21 protein-coding genes are annotated in these 18,823 nt (G+C 41.0%); 7 read left to right on the forward strand and 14 right to left on the reverse strand.

Features of this window, described 5'->3' with window-relative positions; translation table 11 throughout:
• Window positions 1-35: 35 nt before the first annotated feature.
• From Q0296_RS08775 to Q0296_RS08790, 4 genes are all read right to left on the reverse strand, one after another.
• Complete coding sequence (locus tag Q0296_RS08775) at window positions 36-347, reverse strand: hypothetical protein (RefSeq protein WP_298039459.1); 312 nt, start codon at window positions 345-347, stop codon at window positions 36-38.
• Between the two features lie 111 nt (window positions 348-458).
• The gene (locus Q0296_RS08780; protein ID WP_298039462.1) at window positions 459-1,232 is read right to left on the reverse strand and encodes an ABC transporter ATP-binding protein; all 774 of its coding nucleotides are present in this window, start codon (window positions 1,230-1,232) and stop codon (window positions 459-461) included.
• The gene (locus Q0296_RS08785; protein WP_298039465.1) at window positions 1,232-2,239 is read right to left on the reverse strand and encodes an iron ABC transporter permease; all 1,008 of its coding nucleotides are present in this window, start codon (window positions 2,237-2,239) and stop codon (window positions 1,232-1,234) included. Before Q0296_RS08785 ends, Q0296_RS08780 begins: the two co-directional genes overlap by 1 nt.
• Before the next feature lie 3 nt (window positions 2,240-2,242).
• On the reverse strand, window positions 2,243-3,298 hold the full coding sequence (locus Q0296_RS08790) for an ABC transporter substrate-binding protein (protein WP_298039468.1): 1,056 nt from the start codon (window positions 3,296-3,298) through the stop codon (window positions 2,243-2,245).
• A 219-nt stretch (window positions 3,299-3,517) separates the two neighbouring features.
• Here Q0296_RS08790 and Q0296_RS08795 point away from each other — a divergent pair, with 219 nt between their 5' ends.
• Both Q0296_RS08795 and Q0296_RS08800 read left to right on the forward strand, forming a co-directional pair.
• Window positions 3,518-5,749, forward strand: coding sequence for a nitric-oxide reductase large subunit (locus tag Q0296_RS08795; protein WP_298039471.1), 2,232 nt, complete (start codon window positions 3,518-3,520; stop codon window positions 5,747-5,749).
• Between the two features lie 71 nt (window positions 5,750-5,820).
• Window positions 5,821-6,375 (forward strand): DUF1523 family protein, encoded by a 555-nt coding sequence (locus Q0296_RS08800; RefSeq protein WP_298039474.1) that lies wholly within the window; start codon window positions 5,821-5,823, stop codon window positions 6,373-6,375.
• Window positions 6,376-6,388: 13 nt separating this feature from the next.
• On the opposite strand, the gene ybeY is transcribed toward Q0296_RS08800, so the two are convergent.
• Entirely contained in the window at window positions 6,389-6,826 is a 438-nt protein-coding gene (gene ybeY / locus Q0296_RS08805) for an rRNA maturation RNase YbeY (RefSeq protein WP_298039477.1), read from the reverse strand.
• Between the two features lie 24 nt (window positions 6,827-6,850).
• On the opposite strand from ybeY, the gene queC reads away from it, so the two are divergent.
• Window positions 6,851-7,549, forward strand: coding sequence for a 7-cyano-7-deazaguanine synthase QueC (gene queC, locus Q0296_RS08810; RefSeq protein WP_298039482.1), 699 nt, complete (start codon window positions 6,851-6,853; stop codon window positions 7,547-7,549).
• A 56-nt stretch (window positions 7,550-7,605) separates the two neighbouring features.
• Here the strand turns inward: queC and Q0296_RS08815 are convergent, their stop codons facing one another.
• Window positions 7,606-7,779: a hypothetical protein gene (locus Q0296_RS08815; protein WP_298039484.1), complete on the reverse strand. Its 174-nt coding sequence runs from the start codon at window positions 7,777-7,779 to the stop codon at window positions 7,606-7,608.
• A 279-nt stretch (window positions 7,780-8,058) separates the two neighbouring features.
• Between Q0296_RS08815 and hcp the strand changes: the two genes are divergently transcribed.
• Window positions 8,059-9,387, forward strand: coding sequence for a hydroxylamine reductase (hcp, locus tag Q0296_RS08820; RefSeq protein ID WP_021087657.1), 1,329 nt, complete (start codon window positions 8,059-8,061; stop codon window positions 9,385-9,387).
• 32 nt (window positions 9,388-9,419) lie between these two features.
• Here the strand turns inward: hcp and Q0296_RS08825 are convergent, their stop codons facing one another.
• The 5 genes from Q0296_RS08825 to mobB are packed head-to-tail and all read right to left on the reverse strand — an operon-like array spanning window position 9,420 to window position 13,908.
• Window positions 9,420-10,397, reverse strand: coding sequence for a ferrochelatase (locus Q0296_RS08825; RefSeq protein WP_298039488.1), 978 nt, complete (start codon window positions 10,395-10,397; stop codon window positions 9,420-9,422).
• Window positions 10,398-12,332, reverse strand: coding sequence for a methionine--tRNA ligase (gene metG, locus Q0296_RS08830; RefSeq protein WP_298039492.1), 1,935 nt, complete (start codon window positions 12,330-12,332; stop codon window positions 10,398-10,400).
• Window positions 12,333-12,347: 15 nt separating this feature from the next.
• Window positions 12,348-12,566, reverse strand: coding sequence for a hypothetical protein (locus tag Q0296_RS08835; protein WP_002940116.1), 219 nt, complete (start codon window positions 12,564-12,566; stop codon window positions 12,348-12,350).
• Window positions 12,566-13,429: a class 1 fructose-bisphosphatase gene (locus Q0296_RS08840; RefSeq protein ID WP_298039495.1), complete on the reverse strand. Its 864-nt coding sequence runs from the start codon at window positions 13,427-13,429 to the stop codon at window positions 12,566-12,568. Before Q0296_RS08840 ends, Q0296_RS08835 begins: the two co-directional genes overlap by 1 nt.
• Window positions 13,429-13,908 (reverse strand): molybdopterin-guanine dinucleotide biosynthesis protein B, encoded by a 480-nt coding sequence (mobB, locus tag Q0296_RS08845; RefSeq protein ID WP_298039500.1) that lies wholly within the window; start codon window positions 13,906-13,908, stop codon window positions 13,429-13,431. Before mobB ends, Q0296_RS08840 begins: the two co-directional genes overlap by 1 nt.
• A 121-nt stretch (window positions 13,909-14,029) precedes the next feature.
• On the opposite strand from mobB, the gene Q0296_RS08850 reads away from it, so the two are divergent.
• Window positions 14,030-14,509, forward strand: a complete 480-nt coding sequence (locus tag Q0296_RS08850; RefSeq protein WP_298039503.1) for a hypothetical protein — start codon at window positions 14,030-14,032, stop codon at window positions 14,507-14,509.
• Here Q0296_RS08850 and Q0296_RS08855 read toward each other — a convergent pair.
• The 3 genes from Q0296_RS08855 to gltX are packed head-to-tail and all read right to left on the reverse strand — an operon-like array spanning window position 14,430 to window position 17,642.
• Complete coding sequence (locus Q0296_RS08855; RefSeq protein WP_298039507.1) at window positions 14,430-16,067, reverse strand: lytic transglycosylase domain-containing protein; 1,638 nt, start codon at window positions 16,065-16,067, stop codon at window positions 14,430-14,432. The genes Q0296_RS08850 and Q0296_RS08855 overlap by 80 nt on opposite strands.
• Complete coding sequence (locus Q0296_RS08860) at window positions 16,045-16,338, reverse strand: YggT family protein (RefSeq protein WP_103639331.1); 294 nt, start codon at window positions 16,336-16,338, stop codon at window positions 16,045-16,047. Before Q0296_RS08860 ends, Q0296_RS08855 begins: the two co-directional genes overlap by 23 nt.
• Window positions 16,339-16,346: 8 nt before the next feature.
• Window positions 16,347-17,642: a glutamate--tRNA ligase gene (gltX, locus tag Q0296_RS08865; RefSeq protein ID WP_298039513.1), complete on the reverse strand. Its 1,296-nt coding sequence runs from the start codon at window positions 17,640-17,642 to the stop codon at window positions 16,347-16,349.
• A 147-nt stretch (window positions 17,643-17,789) separates the two neighbouring features.
• Between gltX and mscL the strand changes: the two genes are divergently transcribed.
• Window positions 17,790-18,197, forward strand: a complete 408-nt coding sequence (mscL, locus tag Q0296_RS08870; RefSeq protein ID WP_298039516.1) for a large-conductance mechanosensitive channel protein MscL — start codon at window positions 17,790-17,792, stop codon at window positions 18,195-18,197.
• A 98-nt stretch (window positions 18,198-18,295) separates the two neighbouring features.
• On the forward strand, window positions 18,296-18,823 hold a 528-nt coding region (locus tag Q0296_RS08875), incomplete at its 3' end, for a Crp/Fnr family transcriptional regulator (RefSeq protein WP_298039519.1).

The raw sequence follows: 18,823 nt of genomic DNA on the forward strand, positions 1-18,823 counted from the left end.
ATTAATGGCTTTTCGTGAACCTCTATTTTTATCGCTCACTTCCAAACTCCCATATCATCACCAATTATATCGCTGTTGCCCTCTTTTTGACTAATCCAAACCCACTCTTTGACATTTTTAGTTATCCACTCGTTTTTAATGGCGTGTTTATAGACAAACAGACCCAAATTTGCCAAGTCATTTTCATTACCCTTTGCGTGAAAAGTATTTTTGTCAATCCTAATTAGATTACATTGTTCGGCAAGTTGGTCCAAATACTCATAGATCACGTCTAGCTTATACTTTTTCTCTCTTATAACCTTTTCTTCATCGATCACGATCTTTGTGCCTAGTAGTGGGTAAGCCATAGTTATCCTTTCAAATTTATTTTGCATTTTAGCATTTATGATTAGTAAATTTAAGTAGAATTTTTTAGATAAAACGAGTGATCTGCCCTTAAAAATTAAGAGCAGATAAATTTATAGTGGATAAGTGAGGCAGCAGTTTCTTTTTACTTCGTCGATGTAGCTTACGTTTAAATTTAGTCCGTAAAGCTTGCTTAAATTCTCGCTTCTAATTATCTCGTCAACTGTGCCAAATCCAACCTCGCCATCACCCTTTACAAGCGCTACATATCCGCCAAGAAGCACGGCAAAGTCGGGGTTGTGAGTGGTTAGCACGACTGAGTAGCCAAGCTCTTTTAGCCACTTGACGGTGCGTAGGAATTTATACTGGTTGCCAAAATCAAGCGCGCTCGTTGGCTCGTCAAATATGATCATCTTTGGCTGCGCAGCCATCGCACGAGCGATCATACACATCTGCTTTTGACCGCCACTCATCTGCGTGATGAAGCGATCCTCAAGATACTCGATCTCAAGCTTTTTGATGTAAATTCTAGCGATCTCCTCATCCTCTTTGCTAGGTCTTGCAAAGATGCCAAGGTGCGCCGCGCGTCCCATCGTGATAAACTCAAGCCCTGTGTAGTCATACTCAGTAACCTCGCTTTGAGCGACGTATGCCATGATCTTAGCGCGCTCTTTGTTGCTTAGGCTATCAACGTTTTTGCCATCAAGGAAAATTTCTCCAGAAACTGGCTTTAGCGAGCCGCTTATTAAGCCTAAAGTTGTTGATTTGCCAGCTCCATTTCGACCAAGAATGGTTAAAATTTCCCCAGCGCCTATTTTTAAATTTACATTTTCTAGTTTGCCAGCCCCGTTTGGGTAGCTAAAGTTTAAATTTCTAACTTCAAGCATCACGCAACCTTTTTATTTCGCCATAAAACCCAGACGAAAAATACCGTGCCGATAAAGCCAGTAAGTACGCCAAGAGGCACTTCGCTCACGCTTATGCTGCGCGCTAAGGTATCTACAAAAAGCAAAAATATCGCACCCATAAATATGCTTGCAGGCATGCTTTTTATGTTATTTGCGCCAACTAGCATGCGCGCTAAGTGAGGCATGAGAAGTCCCACCCAAGCGACTATGCCGCTTATACAGACGCTGCAGGCTGTAAGAAGCGTGGCGCAGATGATGATGACAGCGCGCTCAAAAGCCACATTTACGCCTAGTCTTGCCGCACTCTCGTCGCCAAGAGATAGTAAATTTATACGCCAGCTCATGGCTATTAGCAAAATGGCGCAGATGATCATCACTGGGGCGATGTATATTAAGTTATCGCTATCAAGCTTAGCAAGGCTACCAAGCTGCCAATAAACAATGTCAGGTAGCTTTGTTTCAGGATCTGCGACATATTTTAAAAAGCCGATTATTGAGCCCATGAGGCCACTTACGATGATACCAGAAAGAACCAGCATAAGCGTGCTCGTGCGCCCCATCATCTTAGGTATAGCTAGAGTGATAGCAACGGCTGCTAGGCCAAAGCCAAATGCAAAAATTTGTATCCAAAGTAGCGATAGGTCAAAGATGATCGCAGTTGCAGCTCCCACGCAAGCGCCTGCTGATACGCCTAGAAGGTCAGGGCTTACTAGCTGGTTTTTAAAGACGCCTTGATAGGCTGCACCACTCACGCTAAGAGCGGCACCGACTAAGATAGCTGCGATGATACGAGGTATGCGTAAATTTTCTATCACGTTTGTGATGTTGCTAGCTGCGCCATCTCCAAAACCAAAGCTGTGAGCCAGCACACTAAAGACGTCGTTAAATGGTATGTAAAACCTACCAACGCCAAGTGCGACAAAGGCGCAAACAAGCGTTAGTAGGGCTAAAAATATAGCAACTATTGAAAAATTTGCGTTTTTCATATCTTACTTACTGCTACCGTCTGGATTTAGGCCTTTTAAGATATAGCCATACTCTGTGTCGGTAAGCTCGTGACCTAAAAACTCTTTATAAAACTCTTTTGTTTTTGCTTTCATATCTAAGTCTTTGAAAAGATCAGGCTGGATAGTTTTTGCTGCCCATAAAATTTGAAGCACGCTCTCAGCACCGTATCTATCCCATCCAAAAACGCCTTTTGGGTTGCCATAAACTTTGCCGTTTTTAACAGCGTTTGAGCCTGAATATGCAGGGTTTTCTTTGATAGCTTTGATCTGCTCATCTGTATCAGTGCCACCAACGATGATGATATCAGGGTTTGCATTTACGATTTCCTCAGCTGTTAGTTCGATCATAGAGCCCTCTTTTGACACTGCGTTTTTGCCGCCAGCTAAATTTATCCAAGTGTTTATGATAGTTTTTGTGCCATCAACTTTTAGCAAATTCGCTCCGCCAAGCAAGTGAAGTACCTTTGGGCGTTTAGCATCAGGGATGCTCTTTGTTCTATCAGTTGCAAATTTAGTGTTATCTTGGATATTTTTTGTAAGTTTATCAGCCATAGCTCTAGCCTTGTCAGTGCCTATAACTTCAGCCGTTGCATAGATGCTTTTCTCCATATCTGGATAGTCTCTAAAGATCAAATTTACCGCGCTAAAGCCGTTTTTGATAAGCTCGTCTTGGTAGTTTTTGTTTGATACCACAATAACATCAGGTGCAAGCTTAACAAGCTCTTCGATCTGAAGGTCTTTGCCGTTTAGGGCAGCTGTTAAATTTTTAAGTTTTGGATAGACAAGAGCAAACCACTTGTTGTTTTTGATTTGATCAGTTGTGGCCACAACTTTATCCATGCCACCAAGCGCTAGGATGATCTCGTTATTTGCGTGCCAAAGTGCTGCGATCTTCTCAACTTTTTCTGGGACGCTTACTTTGACGCCTTGCATATCGGTTATGCTTCTTGCAGAGTCAGCTGCGCTTAGACTAAGAGCTGTAAAAAGTGAAGCAACAAGGCTAATTTTAGCCACTTTGTGCATGAAATTCATTTGCATATTTTTTCCTTTTTTCGTGTGAAATAGTTTGATTGATATGTTACCGCTATTTACATTAATATTATGTAAAATTTGCATATACATTGTGAAAAAAATGCATATTATTGTAAATTTCTATAAAACTAATAGGATAAATATTCTCCTTTTATTGATATATGTCATTAGTCACTATTTTGAAATGAGATAAACTTTCTCCTAAATTTTAAAAAAGGAGAATTGATGCGTGAATACAAAAGATACTGGCTCGCATTTGTTGCTGTGCTGGTAGTTTGCTTTAGTATTTTAGGCTACTACGGCGTTGAGGTTTATAGAAATTCGCCTCCAGTCGTAAATTTTACTGACGAAAATGGCAAGGTCGTAATCGACAAAGAGAGTATCTACAAAGGTCAAGAGGCTTGGCAAAGCATAGGCGGTATGCAGGTTGGCTCTGTTTGGGGACACGGGGCATATCAAGCGCCTGATTGGAGTGCGGACTGGCTTCACAAAGAGCTAGTTGCCTTTTTAGAGATCAAAGCTGATGAAATTTATCATCTAAAATATGCTGATCTAAATGACGAGCAAAAAGCAAATTTAAAGGTTTTGCTTAAAAAAGAGTATAGAGAAAATAGCGTCAAAGACGATAAATTTGTGTTAAGCGCTGATAGGCTAAAGGCAATAAGTCAAGTAGCTAGCGAGTATGCTGCGCTTTTTGGAGATGATCCTAAGTTTAGGCCTTTAAGAGAAGCTTATGCGATGAAAGAAAACACACTCCCAGGTGCTAGCGACAGAGCCGATCTAAACAACTTCTTCTTCTGGTCAGCCTGGGCAACAGCGACAAACAGACCTGGTAGCGAGGCAACCTATACAAACAACTGGCCGCACGAACCACTAATCGATAACGTGCCAACAAGTGAGAATGTCTTTTGGTCGATTGCAAGCGTCGTGATACTTCTAACTGGCATTGGACTTCTTGTTTGGTTTAGCTCATTTTACGGCAAAAAAGATGATGAAAAGCTTGAGCCAATTAGCGAAGATCCACTTAAAAAGCTAAATTTAACACCATCACAAAAGGCGCTTAAAAAGTATCTCTTTGTCACGCTGGCGCTATTTGCGTTTCAAATTTTAATAGGCGGCTTTACAGCTCACTACACAGTCGAAGGACAAGAATTTTATGGCATAAATTTATCAGCCTACATTCCTTATTCGCTTGCTAGAACGTGGCATATACAAGCTAGTATCTTCTGGATAGCGACCGGATTTTTAGCAGCTGGACTATTTTTAGCCCCTATCATAAATGGCGGCAAGGATCCAAAATTTCAAAAGCTTGGCGTTGATCTGCTCTTTTACGCGCTACTTTTCCTTGTAGTTGGCAGTTTTGTGGGTGAATATTTAGCTATCGCAAACATCATGCCTATAAATTTAAGCTTCTGGCTTGGACATCAAGGATATGAATATATCGATCTTGGACGAGTTTGGCAGATCATTTTGTTTGTCGGTCTTGTCATCTGGATGCTTCTACTTCTTCGTGGATTTGCAGGCGGGTTTAAAAACAAAGGCGATAAAAATTTACTTGCTATCTTTGCTATGTCGGCGGTTGCGGTTGGTTTGTTTTACGGAGCAGGGCTATTTTATGGTCAAAGAAGTCCGCTTCCAGTGATGGAGTACTGGCGCTGGTGGGTTGTACACCTTTGGGTTGAGGGCTTTTTTGAGGTATTTGCGACAGCCTCACTTGCCTTTGTCTTTGTTTCTTTGGGCCTTGTCTCAAAAAGATTTGCGACATTTTCAACGCTTGCAAGTGCGTCACTCTTTATGGTAGGTGGGATCCCAGGCACCTTCCATCACCTCTACTTTGCAGGCACTACAACGCCTATAATGGCTGTTGGTGCAAGCTTTTCAGCGCTTGAGGTCGTGCCTTTGGTCTTGCTTGGAGCTGAGGCGTATGAGCACTACAAACTCCAGTTTGCTCAAAGCTGGGCTAAAACGCTTAAGTGGCCACTTTACTGCTTCATCGCAGTTGCCTTTTGGAATATGCTAGGTGCTGGTGTCTTTGGATTTTTGATAAATCCTCCGATCTCGCTATTTTACATCCAAGGGCTAAATACAACGCCAGTTCATGGACACGCAGCGCTATTTGGCGTTTATGGATTTTTGGCACTTGGCTTTGTTTGGCTTGTGGCTACTTATCTATTTAAAGGGCAAGAATTTGATGAAAATTTGATGAAAGTTGGCTTTTGGGGGCTAAATGCAGGACTTATGCTAATGATCGTGCTTTCACTTCTACCAATAGGCATCTATCAGGCATTTGCAAGTCTAGATCAAGGTATGTGGTATGCTAGAAGTGCTGAGCTTTTACAGCAGTCACACTTGCAAAATTTAAGATGGCTAAGGATGCTTGGCGATACGATCTTGATAATCGGCGGCATCTGCTTCTTTGCTCAGCTTTTAAAATTTATGCTTAATAAAAAGGCTTAAATTTATAGGGGCGCTTTGCCCCTTTGTTTAAGCTATCTTTTCATAAAATAGCGCAAATTTAAAGGATAGAAATGATGACATTTTTAAAGAGAATTTGCGTTACATTTGTTGTGCTTTTGCACCTATTTTTGGCGTTTTTGGTTGATTTTTCATTTCCGCACTACGCAAGCGTGCAGATAACTGGCGGCGACGTAAAACGCATGGACAAAGATGGCATCATAGACGCTAAAAACCCAGCCGACGGGCCTGTTAGAGATGTCTATTTTATCTACGCAAAAGATGCGCAAAATGACCAAAAGGTGATGGCTTATAGAAACGAAGATACGGCGTGGGGCTTTCCATTTTATTTTAAATTTAACTCAGCCGACATCCAAGCAAAGGCTCAAGGCTTTACAAATAGCGATAGAAACGTCACTATCAAATACTATGGATATAGAATTTCTATGCTAAACGAGTTTAGAAACGCGATCTCGATAAAAGATAGCGGCACAAACACCAGCTGGCCTATTGCTAGCTACGTGCTTTACTTCATCTTATTTATCTCGCTTGTTATCTGGATAAGAAAGATAAACAAGGCTTTTGCGCCAAAAGTTGAAAATTTAGAGACAAAAAAAGAGGCTCTTTAATGTAGGGGCTTTATCAGCCCTTTTTATTTATAAGATCAATGAGCCTAACATCTTCGCTTCTTACGATTAGGCTCTTTGGCAAGTTAAATTTAGCTATCACTTCGCACTCTTTTTCTCTCATTTGCCCATCATCTTTTTCGTGATCGAAGCCTAAGATATGCAGCAAGCCATGTGTGAAAAGTAGCGCAGTTTCAGCATATTCGCTGTGATTTAGCTCGGCTGCTTTTTCTTTTACCATATCTTTGTTTATGACGATTGAGCCAAGTGGGGCGTGTATGACAAGCTCAAGGGGGAAGCTTAAGACGTCAGTTGTTTTGTCTATGCCACGCTCAGATCTGTTTAGTTCTCTCATCTCATCTTTATTGATAAATAGAAGCTCAACTTCACCGGGCGTTAGATATGAGCAAATTTGATCTAAAATTTCTGGATAACTCTCTTCGCAAAGTATCATTTTTGGCTTGTCCTTAGTAAATTTTTGTATAATTTTAGCAAATTTAAAAGGCAAAATATGAAAAAAGCAGTTTGTATAATGAGTGGCGGCATGGATAGCACGCTTTGCGCTGTGATAGCAAAGAGGGCTGGGTATGATGTGGTCGCACTTCATTTTGACTATAACCAAAGGACTATGAATCGGGAAAAGCGCGCGTTTGACGAGATCTGCGAGCGACTGGGTGTGGTTAAAAAGATAAACCTTGATGTTGGCTTCATCGCTCAAATAGGTGGAAATTCGCTAACCGATACTAGCATGCAGATAAGAAAAGATGGCGTTAGCAAGGAGGTGCCAAACACCTACGTGCCGTTTAGAAATGGCGTATTTATCTCTATCGCTGCCGCGCTTGCCGAAAAAGAGGGGGCGCAGGCGATCTATATAGGCGTGGTCGAGGAGGATAGCTCGGGGTATCCTGACTGCAAAGAGAGCTTTATAAAAAGCATAAATGAGGCGATAAATTTAGGCACTTCGGCTGATTTTTCTTGCGAGATCATCACGCCACTTGTAAATTTAAGCAAGGCTGACATTGTGGCAAAGTCACTTGAGCTTAATTCGCCAATAGAGCTTACATGGAGCTGCTACGAGAGTGAGGATGAGGCGTGCGGGCTTTGTGATAGCTGCAGGCTAAGGCTAAATGGCTTTAAAAAGGCAAACGCCGTTGATAAAATCCCTTATAAAAAGTGAAATTTGCCTTGAAATTTAAAAGCTAGCTACTATAAATTTAGCAGCTAGCCTAAAATTTACTCCAAATTTAGCTCGCTTATCTGTTTTGCAAGTTTCTCTTTATACTCTTTTAGAGATGTTTTTATGATGTTTGAAAAGTCGTCATTTGTCACCAGAAAATAAAACTCAGAGCGTTTTAGATCGGTCTTTATCTCTTTGTCTTTGACGCTTAAAAGTGTGTCTATATCCATATTTAGCCCAACCTTGCTAAAACCAAGAGCTATATAAGACCAAAATTTATCTATCTTAGCGCTTGCGGTAAGCGTGTTTTCATCGATTAGGCTTTTGTCTTTTACGATCTGGTAGCCATTTTCTTTAAAAGGCTATTCTAAATTTTGATATCCATAATCATAAAACCTTAAATTTAACAACTAAAATTTAAATTTAACTTTTCTTGACTGCTATCAACCAAAATGGCTAGCCACCTAGGATAAAATCCGCTTAAATTTTTAAATTTACAAGGAGAGACGATGAAAGATATGAAGATGTTTTGCCATCAGTGCGAGATGAGCGCTGAGGATGGATGCGGTGCAAAGGGCCAGCCTATGGGCACCTGTGGTAAGAGTGACACGCTAGCGCTTTTGCAAGATACGATGGTTTTTGGCTTAAAAGGCCTTAGCGCATACCGCCACCACGCACACGAGCTTGGTGCTGATACTAGCAACGTTGATCGCGTTATGGCTGATACACTTTATTTTACGCTTACAAACTCAAATTTCAACTTCGATGAGCACATTAAGCAGCTTCTTGAAGTAGGCGGTGCTGGCGTTGAGGTGATGAACCTACTAAGCGAGGCTCACACGGCTAAATTTGGTATCCCAACACCAGTTAGAGTGAGCCAAAACAAGGTCGAGGGCAAGGCGATCTTAGTAAGCGGCCACAACCTGCACGCTCTAAAAGCGCTACTTGAGGCGACAAAAGATAAAGGCATCAACATCTACACTCACTCAGAGATGCTTCCAGCTCACGGATACCCAGAACTACGCAAGTACAGCCACCTAAAAGGCAACGTCGGCAAGGCGTGGTTTGACCAAACTAAGCTATTTAACGAATTTAAAGGCGCGATACTAATGACAACAAACTGCATCGTGCCACTACGCTCAAACTGCACATACGCTGACAGACTATTTGGCTACTCGATCGCAGGCACAAACGGCGTAAAACACATCGAAAACGACGACTTCACACCACTTATCGAGTGCGCACTAGCTTGCGGCGACGTTAGCGGCTTTGATAGCGACGAGAGCCTAGTAACTGGCGGCCACTACAAGACTATCCTAACTTTAGCCCCACAAATTTTAGATGCGATAAACACTGGCAAGATCCGCAGATTTTTCGTGATCGCCGGCTGTGACGCACCTGGCAAGGGACGTGAGTACTATAGAGAGCTAGCTGCTAGCCTTCCAAAAGACTGCGTCATACTTACTTCAAGCTGTGGTAAATTTAGATTTAACGACATCGACTTTGGCAACGTCCCAGGCACCGAGCTACCACGCTACATCGACCTTGGCCAGTGCAACGACAGCAACGGCGCAGTTAAGATCGCCCTAGCTCTAAGTGAGGCAACAGGTATCGCAGTAAATGACCTACCAGTTTCTATCGTGCTAATGTGGATGGAGCAAAAAGCGGTCATCATCTTGCTAGCGCTATTTAGCCTTGGTATCAAAAATATCAACGTAGGACCTAGCTTGCCTAAATTTTTCAATGAAGAGATTATAAATTTCTTAGTGGATAAATTTAACGTTAGACCAATTAGCGGCGACGCTCAAGCTGATCTAAAATATTTTTTGGGTGAGTAAAAACTGCCAGGGCTTAGGCTCTGGCTCTAAATTTAAAAGAGTCCGCTTTGCTCTTTGCTTTGACTTAAGCTATCAAGTAGATCCTCTTTTTTGCAAAGCACAAGGGCATAGACGAAATTTTGCAGCTCTTTTATCTCCTCTAAATTTTCATAAAAAATGGCGTTTTCAACCTTTAGCGTGCTATCTTTTGGCAGGCAAAATTTAAGCTCGCTTTCGCTGAAATTTCGCCTTAGAAATATGCTTTCAGTCAAAAATAGCTCTTCGTCTTCTTCAGCTATCACAGCTCTAAAACTACTTCCAAAACCAACTGGCTTAAAGTCTTTGTCGATAAAGACTGGGTCAAAGTGTGATGAAATTCTGCTCTCTGTCACTTTAAAGCCGATATTATTTTTTTTAAGATAGCCAAGAAGTCCGCAAAACATCCCAGCAAAAACCCTTGGAATGGATAAATTTTGATAGTATTTGTCATCGTAAATGAGCGTTGTAAAAAAGATCGAGCTTGGATTTAGCACGCTTATATTTGTATCAGTCCAGGCCGTCTCGTAAAGAAGTGAGAGCCTTTGAAGTATCCTCGTATCGTCGCTAAAAAATGTGTCAAACAAATTTGCATGGAAAATTTTATAAAAAAGCTCGTTTAAATTTTCAGGTATGACGTGGGCGTTTTTTTCAAGGTGCGACTTTTCTAAAAGCGCTTTTATGAAGGGATTAACCGCGCAAAATTTGATATTTTTGTGGATCGCTTCAAAGCGCATGAGTTTGATGATAGCCGTTTGCAGGCTTGCTACCTTGATAAAGGCTATCTCCTCGTCGCTTGGTGTGATATCCTCTTCACTAATGATAGCGTAGGCACCTTGCTTTATCGCAGGTGCGATCTGATCGCTTTGTGTGGCGATGAGAGCGTAGCCTCGTTTTATATTTTTAGCCTCAAACGCGAAGCTAGTCACGCTTGAGATGCTTGGGTTGTTTAAAATTTGCCCATTTATTATATGGGTTAAATTTTCTATAGTCATTTAGCCAACGATCGCGCCGTTTTTGACCTTGCCCTGCGTGCCAAGAAGCGTTAGTGAGCCGTCTGATGCGCTTAGGATCATGCCTTGCGAGACATATTTTTTCATCATCGTTCGCTCTTTTAAATTTGCTAAAACGCAAACTTGCTTGCCCACAAGCGAGCTAGGCTCGTAGTATTTGGCGATGCCAGATAAAATTTGACGTGGCTGCTCCTCGCCAAGATCTATCTTAAATTTAAGCAGTTTCTCGCTACCCTCAACCCTCTCGCACTCGAGCACTTCGCCTACTTTTATCACAATTTTGGCAAAGTCATCGATGCTAATAATACCTTCTTCTTTTTTCTCCTCTTTTGGCTCAGCTTTTGCCTCTACTTTTGCTTCTTCTTTTGGCTTGCTAGCCTCGCCCATTAGCTCTTTTTCTATCCTTGGGAAGAGTGGCTCAGTAGCTTTTGCGGTAAAATTTGAAATTTCATTTTTTAAGACAAGGCTCTCATAAGAAGCCGTATCTATGCTAAAGCCAAGCGTATCAGCTATCTTAGCGCAAGTTTTTGGCATAGCTGGGCTAAGCAAAATGGCAACTTTAGCAAGTAAATTTGCGCAAAGCGCCACAAGTGCGTTTGCCTCGTCACTTTTGCCAGCTTTCACAAGCGACCATGGCTCATACTTCGCAACGGCTGCGTTTGCCAGAGTTACAACCTTCCAAAGATCCTCTAAATAGCGGTTTGTAGCTAAATTTTCTAAATTTTTAATAGCCTCATCAAGATAGCCCTTCGCCTCATCAAGCTCGGCTTTATGAAATTTGATCACATCTTTTGAGTCGATCTTGTAGTCGCTATACTTTGCGCTCATGCCCACAATTCGGCTTAGCAGATTGCCAAGTCCGTTGCCAAGCTCTGAGTTTATGCGCTCGATCAAGGCTTTTTGGCTGTAGTCGCCATCTTGTCCAAAAGGCACCTCTCTAAGCAAAAAGTATCTGAAATTTTCAAGTCCATAAGCGTTTGCGACCTCTCTTGGGTTTATGACGTTGCCCTTGCTTTTGCTCATCTTTTCGCCATCTATCGTCCACCAGCCGTGCGCTGCGACGTGTTTTGGCAGTGGCAAGCCAAGGCTCATCAAAAATGCCGGCCAATAAACTGCGTGAAAACGCAAAATGTCTTTGCCAACGATGTGTGTCGTATGCGGCCAAAAGTCCATTCTGGCGTTATCTCTTGAGTATCCTAGTGTTGTTAGGTAGTTTATGAGCGCGTCAAGCCAGACATACATAACGTGCTTGTCGTCATTTGCGCTCTTTGGTAGCTTTATACCCCAGTCAAAGCTCGTTCTTGTCACAGAGAGATCTTTTAGTCCGCCTTTTACAAAGCTTACGACCTCATTTTTCTTGCCCTTTGGGATGACGCAAAGTTCGTCGTTTTCATACCATTTTAAAAGTGCATCTTCATATTTTGAAAGTTTGAAAAAGTAGCTCTCTTCTTTGACTAAAGATGTCACGCGGCCGCAGTCTGGACAGCGGTTGTCCTCAAGTAGATCTCTTTGGTTAAAAAATGTCTCGCAGCTAACGCAGTAAAAGCCCTCGTACTCGCCCTTGTAGATATCGCCGTTTGCTTGCATCTTTTCAAAGACATTTTGCACGGTCTGCTTGTGTTCTTCGTCGGTTGTCCTTATAAAATGGTCGTAGCTTATCTCAAATTCATCCCAAAGCGATCTAAATTTCGCACTGATCTCGTCCGCGTACTCTTTTGGCGTCTTGCCTCTAGCGCGAGCTGCTTGCTCGATCTTTTGACCATGCTCGTCTGTGCCAGTCATAAAGTAGGTCTCTTTGCCTTGCAAGCGGTTAAATCTAGCTAGCGTATCAGCGATGATAGTCGTGTAGGCGTGGCCGATGTGTGGCACGTCATTTACGTAATAAATCGGAGTGGTTATATAAGCTTTTTCTTTCATATTTTTCCTTTAAATTTAAAAATCAAATCCGCCGTCACTGCCGGTGTTGCCTTTTGACATCGAGTTGTAGCAGCTATTTACATACTCTATCCTCGTCTCACAGTCAAAAAATGCCTCGCAGTTAAAACAGCTTTTGCGCCCTTTTTGCTCTTGACACTCTTGCATGATTTTTGCCTTTTGTTTTAGGGCTAGCTCAAATGCGTCAAGTGGCTCGTTTGCTTGTGCTTCTTGCATTATTTTTGCTCGTAAAATTTATGCAAAAGAGAAATTTCATCACGTGAGCCAAAGAAGCATGGCGTAGTTTGGTGAATTTTTTCTATTTTTATATCAAAAAGTGTTTGATTTTTGCCGTTTGAGGTTGCGCCCTTTGCGTTTTCATATATAAAGGCAAATGGCAATACTTCAAAGACAACCCTTAGCTTGCCATTTGGATGATCGCTCGTTGCTGGGTAGCTAAAAAGACCGCCGCCTTTTAGTAAAATTTGGTGCAAGTCGCTCACCATAGCGCCTGAGTATCTTAGTCTGTAGCCCTGGTTAAATAGCTCGTTTATAAAATTTCTATGCGTTTGGCTCCAGCCTTTTTGCGTAGCTCCCGTGGCGTTTAGCTTGCCTTTTTCTTTTAGCTCAAGCTCTTTTACAAATTTAAACTCGCCATCTTTGCCAAGCCTATAAAATTTAGGCAAAGCGCCCTTTTTCTCAGCAATCACTAGCTCAAGTCTTGGACCATATATGCTGTAAGCTGCGGCTATTAAATTTTCTGGTTTTACCTCGTTTTCGTAGATGCCAAAGATCGAGCCAACAGCGAAATTTACATCAACTAAGCTTGAGCCATCGAGTGGATCGTAAGCGATGATAAATTTAGCATTTTTATTTATCTCAAGCTCGTCCTCTTTCTCTTCGCTAATTAGCGCTTTTACGCATGAAAGCTGCTTAAATTTAGCCGTGATGATTTCGTCGCTTTTGACGTCAAGCTTTAGCTGGGTGTCGCCAGTTGCGTTTTCGTGAGTTGTGTAGCCAAGATCGGCGTATTTTATGACCTCGCTTATCTCTTTTGCGATATCTTTAATAGTGTTAAAAATTTGGTTTAGTTCTTGCATTATACAGCCTTTGCATTTTTGATTATCCACGCACAAATGGCGTCTATATCGTCTAAATTTAGATTTGTGATCTCGTAGGGGATCTGCTCTTTATAAGTGGTGATCGCATCTGAAAAGCTAAGATAAGCTTCATCGATCTCACCTCTAAAGACGCTTAGTCTTGGCAGTGGTAGCGTCTTTAGCCCCTCGACTAAGAGCATGTCAAACTCGCCGATCATCCTTATGACCTCGTCTATGCCTTGCGAGCTTTGCGAAAAGTAAGTCGTTCTAGTCGGACTCATCACGACTACGTCAGCTCCTGCCTCAGAAAATTTAAAGCTATCCTTGCCTTCAACGTCAAATTTGGCCTTGTCGCCTGGGTCGTGCTTGACCACAACGACCTTTAGCCCATCATCTATAAATTTTTTTGCGACTTTTAAGATAAGCGTCGTTTTTCCGCTATTTGAAGGGCCAGAAAAAGCAATGGCAAGTCTTTTCATAAGAGCCTTTTTCGTTAAAATTTCTTGCGATTATAGCTCATATTGGCTTTAAAATTTATGAGTGAAATTTAAAAAATAAAATGCTAAAATGCGAGAAAATTTAACCTTTTAAGAGATTTTTATGAGAAAATTTACACTATTTTTTGCATTTATTTTGATGATATTTGGTTGCGCTGATCAAAAAGTGATCGTGCATGAGCCACTAAAAAATGAGCTTTTAGCCTACACAAGCAAGAGCGAGATCATAGATGGCACCGATAGAACGCTCATAATCGCAACCTATTTAAATCCAATATATAACTCAAATTTAGACGAGAGCAAAGAGCACTTTTTAGTAGCCATAAACCCAAAAGAGCATGCGCAAAATTTGAGCAATATAAAGGTAAATGGCGACTCAAATGCCACAAATGCAAGGCTGCTTGATGAAAGTGACGAGATGCTTAAATTTGCTGGATTTTCAATGCCTTGGGCGGTCTATTACGAAGTGACCGCACCAAGTAAGCAAAGTGACGATCTCGCGCTTAGTTTCGAAATTTATCAGTCAAAGCTGGTTTTGTTAAATTTTCGAAAAGTTGCGAAATCTTTATACTGGAACCATTAAGCGCCATATAGATCACGTAGTTTGCAAGCACCTTCTTGCCGTAGTTTCTAGTCTCAGCCACTGGGACTAGCTCGATCGATAAAAATGGCTCAAATTTACCTTCTTTAAACATATCATCTCTTGTGATGACTTTTTTGGTAAAGCCGATACCGCCGTTATACGCGTAGGCTGTAAAGAGCGGATGGTAAAGAAATTTATCAAGGTAGTTTAGGTGGTGATTTGCAAATTTAAAGGCGACATCGGTTTTAAAAAGATCGTCTTGGTCAAAATTTGGAATTTTTAGCTCTTTTTTGCCGATCGCATTTGCAAGAAATGGCATAAACTGCATCATACCAAGGGCGTATGAGGTAGAAACGACACTTGGGATAAAGAGGCTCTCTTGCCTAGCAAGTGCGTAGATAATCGACTTTCGCTCAGTGCTGATGCCCTCAAGCTCTGGTGAGCTTGGCATCAAAAAGTACTGCTTCTCCCAGCCGTGCGCCTTTTGCATGAAGTATGCGTATGCGCCGATGCTCTCGTTTGTGTAAAATTTCATCGCAAATTCGCTTGCTTGTGTGGCATTCATATCCTTTGCAAGGGCAGCGGTTTTGTTCCACAAAAATGGATCGCTCACATCAAAATTTTCGATATTTTGCTTGCTAGGTCTTGGCACGATCACCTCAAGTGGCTCGCCACCGACCAAATCTCTTGCGTAAAGCGAGTAGATGTTTGCATCTTTGCTGGCACTTAGCTCTTTTAAAAAACTCTCATTGCCGCTTAGTTCATACTGCCAAAATGTGGCATTATCCCTTTGCCAAGCCCTATCAAAGGTGTTTTTAGCTCTTGTGAAAAAACTAAATGCAATGTCATTTTGACCAAGTAAGATAGCGTTTAGCCCAAGTGTAAATGCGTCGCTTTTTTCAGTGACAGCTGGATCTATGTTAAGTAAATTTCTTCTAAAGCTTTCATATTTTTTATTAAACACGACATCGTTTAATAAATTTGTAAAGCCCTTTTGCATGTAGAGCTTGTTCATAAAATTTGCTTCAAAGCTTGCGCTAAAAATGGCATTTTTACTTTGTGGGTTTGAAGCGTTAAAAAGCTCTAAAAAGCTCTTTGTATCGTTTGCGCTTGCAAAGCTAAGAGCAGGATTTGCCTCGTTTAAAGTGCGTAAAATCCTAGCTTTTTCTGGATTTGTGCTTGCAAGATTTGCCGCTAAAATTTCACGAGTTTTGCTATCAAGCTTTAGAGAAAAGCTCATCGTTGTTAGTAAATTTTGGCAAGCCAAGCTAGCACTTGTGATGTTGCTTGCGTTTATGCCAGGACATTTGCTAGGAGCTGCTTTTGGAGGTAAAATTTTGTTGATTGATTTTTGAACTAAGCCACTTTTTCTAAAAACGTCGCGTGAAAGCTCAGCTATCTGCTCTTTTGTGTAGCTGCCCTCGTTTATAAGGCGGTTTATGTAGTAGTCTTTTGCAAGGCTTTTTGGCTCGTTTTTTAGCTCCTCGTAGGTGTAAATTTTAGCTAAAAGAGCAACGCAGGCCAGAGAGAGGATACTAAAGTGACGCAGCAAAAACAAACAAAAGCCTTATAAGAAATTGACTTAAAAATTGAAGTGCCAAAAGCACGATGAGCGGGGCAAAGTCGATGCCGTTAAATTCTGTTTTTATATAGCGTCTAATGAAGCTATAAACAGGATCAGTCAGCCTATAAAGCAGCTGCACGACTGGTGAGCTAGGATCAGGCTTGACCCAGCTAATGAGAGCTGCTGCGATAACGATCCACGTATAGACCGTGATGATAAGGTGCAAAATGTTCGCAATCGCTGAAAATAGGGTGGAAAGTATCATTTTTGCTCCTAGATTAAAATTTTGCCTAGATCATCTTTGATGAGCGGATAGAGCTCGCTTAACTCAGGGCCATGAAGGTCGTTTGTAAGAAGCGCACGTAGTGGCATGAAAAAGTTTTTACCTTTTAAATTTGTAGCGCTCATAAGCTCTTTTTTAAACTCATCAAAGCTCTCGCACGCTTTTAAATTACGAGCTGCTTCTTTTATGATCTCAAATTCGTTTTTGTACTCATCTGGAGCTATTTTTGGCGAGTATATAGCCTCAACTTTTGCCTTTATCTCAGGCACAAGAGAGCTTTCTTGAGTGTAAAATTTAACTAGCTCAACCTTGCTCTCATCCACGCCAAAGATCTCTTTTATGCGCTCTTTTGAGGCAAGTTTGATGTGCTCTCTATTTATCTGCTCAAGCTTTTTCACGTCAAATCTAGCAGGTGAGCGTGAAATTTTGGTTATATCAAACCATTTCACTGCCTCTTCTATAGTAAAAATTTCAGTTGGAGTTTTGTTGCCAAGAAGTATTAGATAGTTTGCGATCGCCTCAGGTAAAAATCCCTGCTCAAAGAGCCATTTTACGCTTGATTCGTTCTCGCGTTTGCTCATTTTTTTGCCCTCTATATTTAAAAGGATAGGCAAATGCGCGTAGTTCATCTTGCCGGTGTAGCCAAGTCCCTCGCGTATGAGGTCTTGCTTTGGTGTGTTGCTCACGTGATCCTCGCCGCGTATGACAAAGGTCACGCCCTCAAGCATATCATCAACCGCGCAGGCGAAGTTATAAGTTGGGGTTTTGTCTGCTCTCATGATGACAAAGCTATCAACAGCGTCTGGCTCGAAGCTTAGCTCGCCTTTGATCGCATCTGTAAAACTCATCGTGCGTGTTGGTTTTTTCATGCGGATGACAAAAGGCTTTTCGCAGTTTAAAACTTCAGCATCGCTTAGCCTCTCGCAGGTGCCGTCATATCTATATGCCACGCCTTGCTCTTTTGCTTTTTGTTTTTTTGCTTCGAGCTCTTCTTCGGTGCAAAAGCAAGCAAAGGCCTTTTTATCGATGAGAAGCTTTGATGCAAGCTGTCTGTGGAATTTTAAATTTTCACTTTGGATGTAAATTTGCTCTGGTTTTATGCCAAATTTGCTCAAAATTTCTAAGATATCTTTCTCTTTTCCCTCGATATTTCGCTCTTTGTCGGTATCTTCTATGCGTAAAATAAAGCCACTTTTATCTTGCAAAGAACAAATATAGTTGAAAATAGCAGCACGCAAATTTCCTATGTGCATATCTCCTGTTGGAGAGGGTGCAAAACGATACATAAGCTCATTCCTTACGTTAAATTTGAAGTTTGGATTATAACACTAGCTTGATAAATTTAAAGTTATGTAATTTTAAATTTTTAGGCTAAGCAAAGCATAGTTTTTATAAAATCCGCACGAAAATTTAACTATTTATAGGAGAAAGCAATGAGTTTTATAAGCGAATTTAAAGAATTTGCGATGCGCGGAAATGTCATAGATATGGCAGTTGGTGTTGTTATCGGTGGGGCATTTGGAAAGATTGTCTCATCACTAGTTGGCGATATTATCATGCCAGTAGTTGGCGCTATAACAGGCGGTGTAAATTTCACTGATCTTAAGCTAACACTAAAAGAAGCAGTAGAAGGCGCGCCAGCTGTTACGATAAACTATGGCTCATTTATACAAACAATGGTTGATTTCTTAATCATTGCGTTTTGTATTTTTTGCGTCATCAAAGCTTTAAATACACTTAAAAATAAACTACCAAAAGAAGAAGAGGCAGCTCCTGCAGAGCCTGAAACTCCAGCCGATATAGCACTTCTAACTGAGATCAGAGATCTTCTTAAAAAATAAATTCTTAAATCAAAGGGAGAAAGCTCCCTTTGAAATCCGTTAAATTTTGTCCTATTTTTTATGCTAAAATGCTTTTTCATTTTAAAAGCGAGTGAAATATGATAGAACAAATCCCATTTTTTCAAGGTCTAAGCGCCGATGACCTAGCTAAACTTGAAACAATAAGCGTTGTTAAAAAATACAAAAAAGGCGAGTTTTTATTTATAGAGGGCGAGGAGCCAAAGTGGCTTACGTTTTTGATAACTGGCTCAGTTAAGCTTTATAAAACTACGGCAAATGGCAAGGAAATTTTTATCCATCAGCTTGCACCTATGAATTTTGTAGCTGAAGTCGTAAATTTTGAAAATATCCCTTATCCTGCAAGCGCCATTTTTACTATCTCTGGTGAAGTTTTAAAGATAAATTATGAAAAATTTGAAGCACAATTTTTAACAAAGCCAGAAATTTGCATGAAATTTCTAAAATCAATGGCTCAAAAGATAAGAATAACAACGAATTTACTTCATCAAGAGCTCATCTTAAGCTCTGAAGAGAAGGTAGCTAGGTTTATTTTAGATCATGAAGATCTTTTTAATGAGTTAAAGCATACAAAAATTTCATCAATACTTAATATGACTCCAGAAACT

It is taken from the genome of uncultured Campylobacter sp. (genome assembly GCF_937890585.1).
Classification (GTDB): domain Bacteria; phylum Campylobacterota; class Campylobacteria; order Campylobacterales; family Campylobacteraceae; genus Campylobacter_A.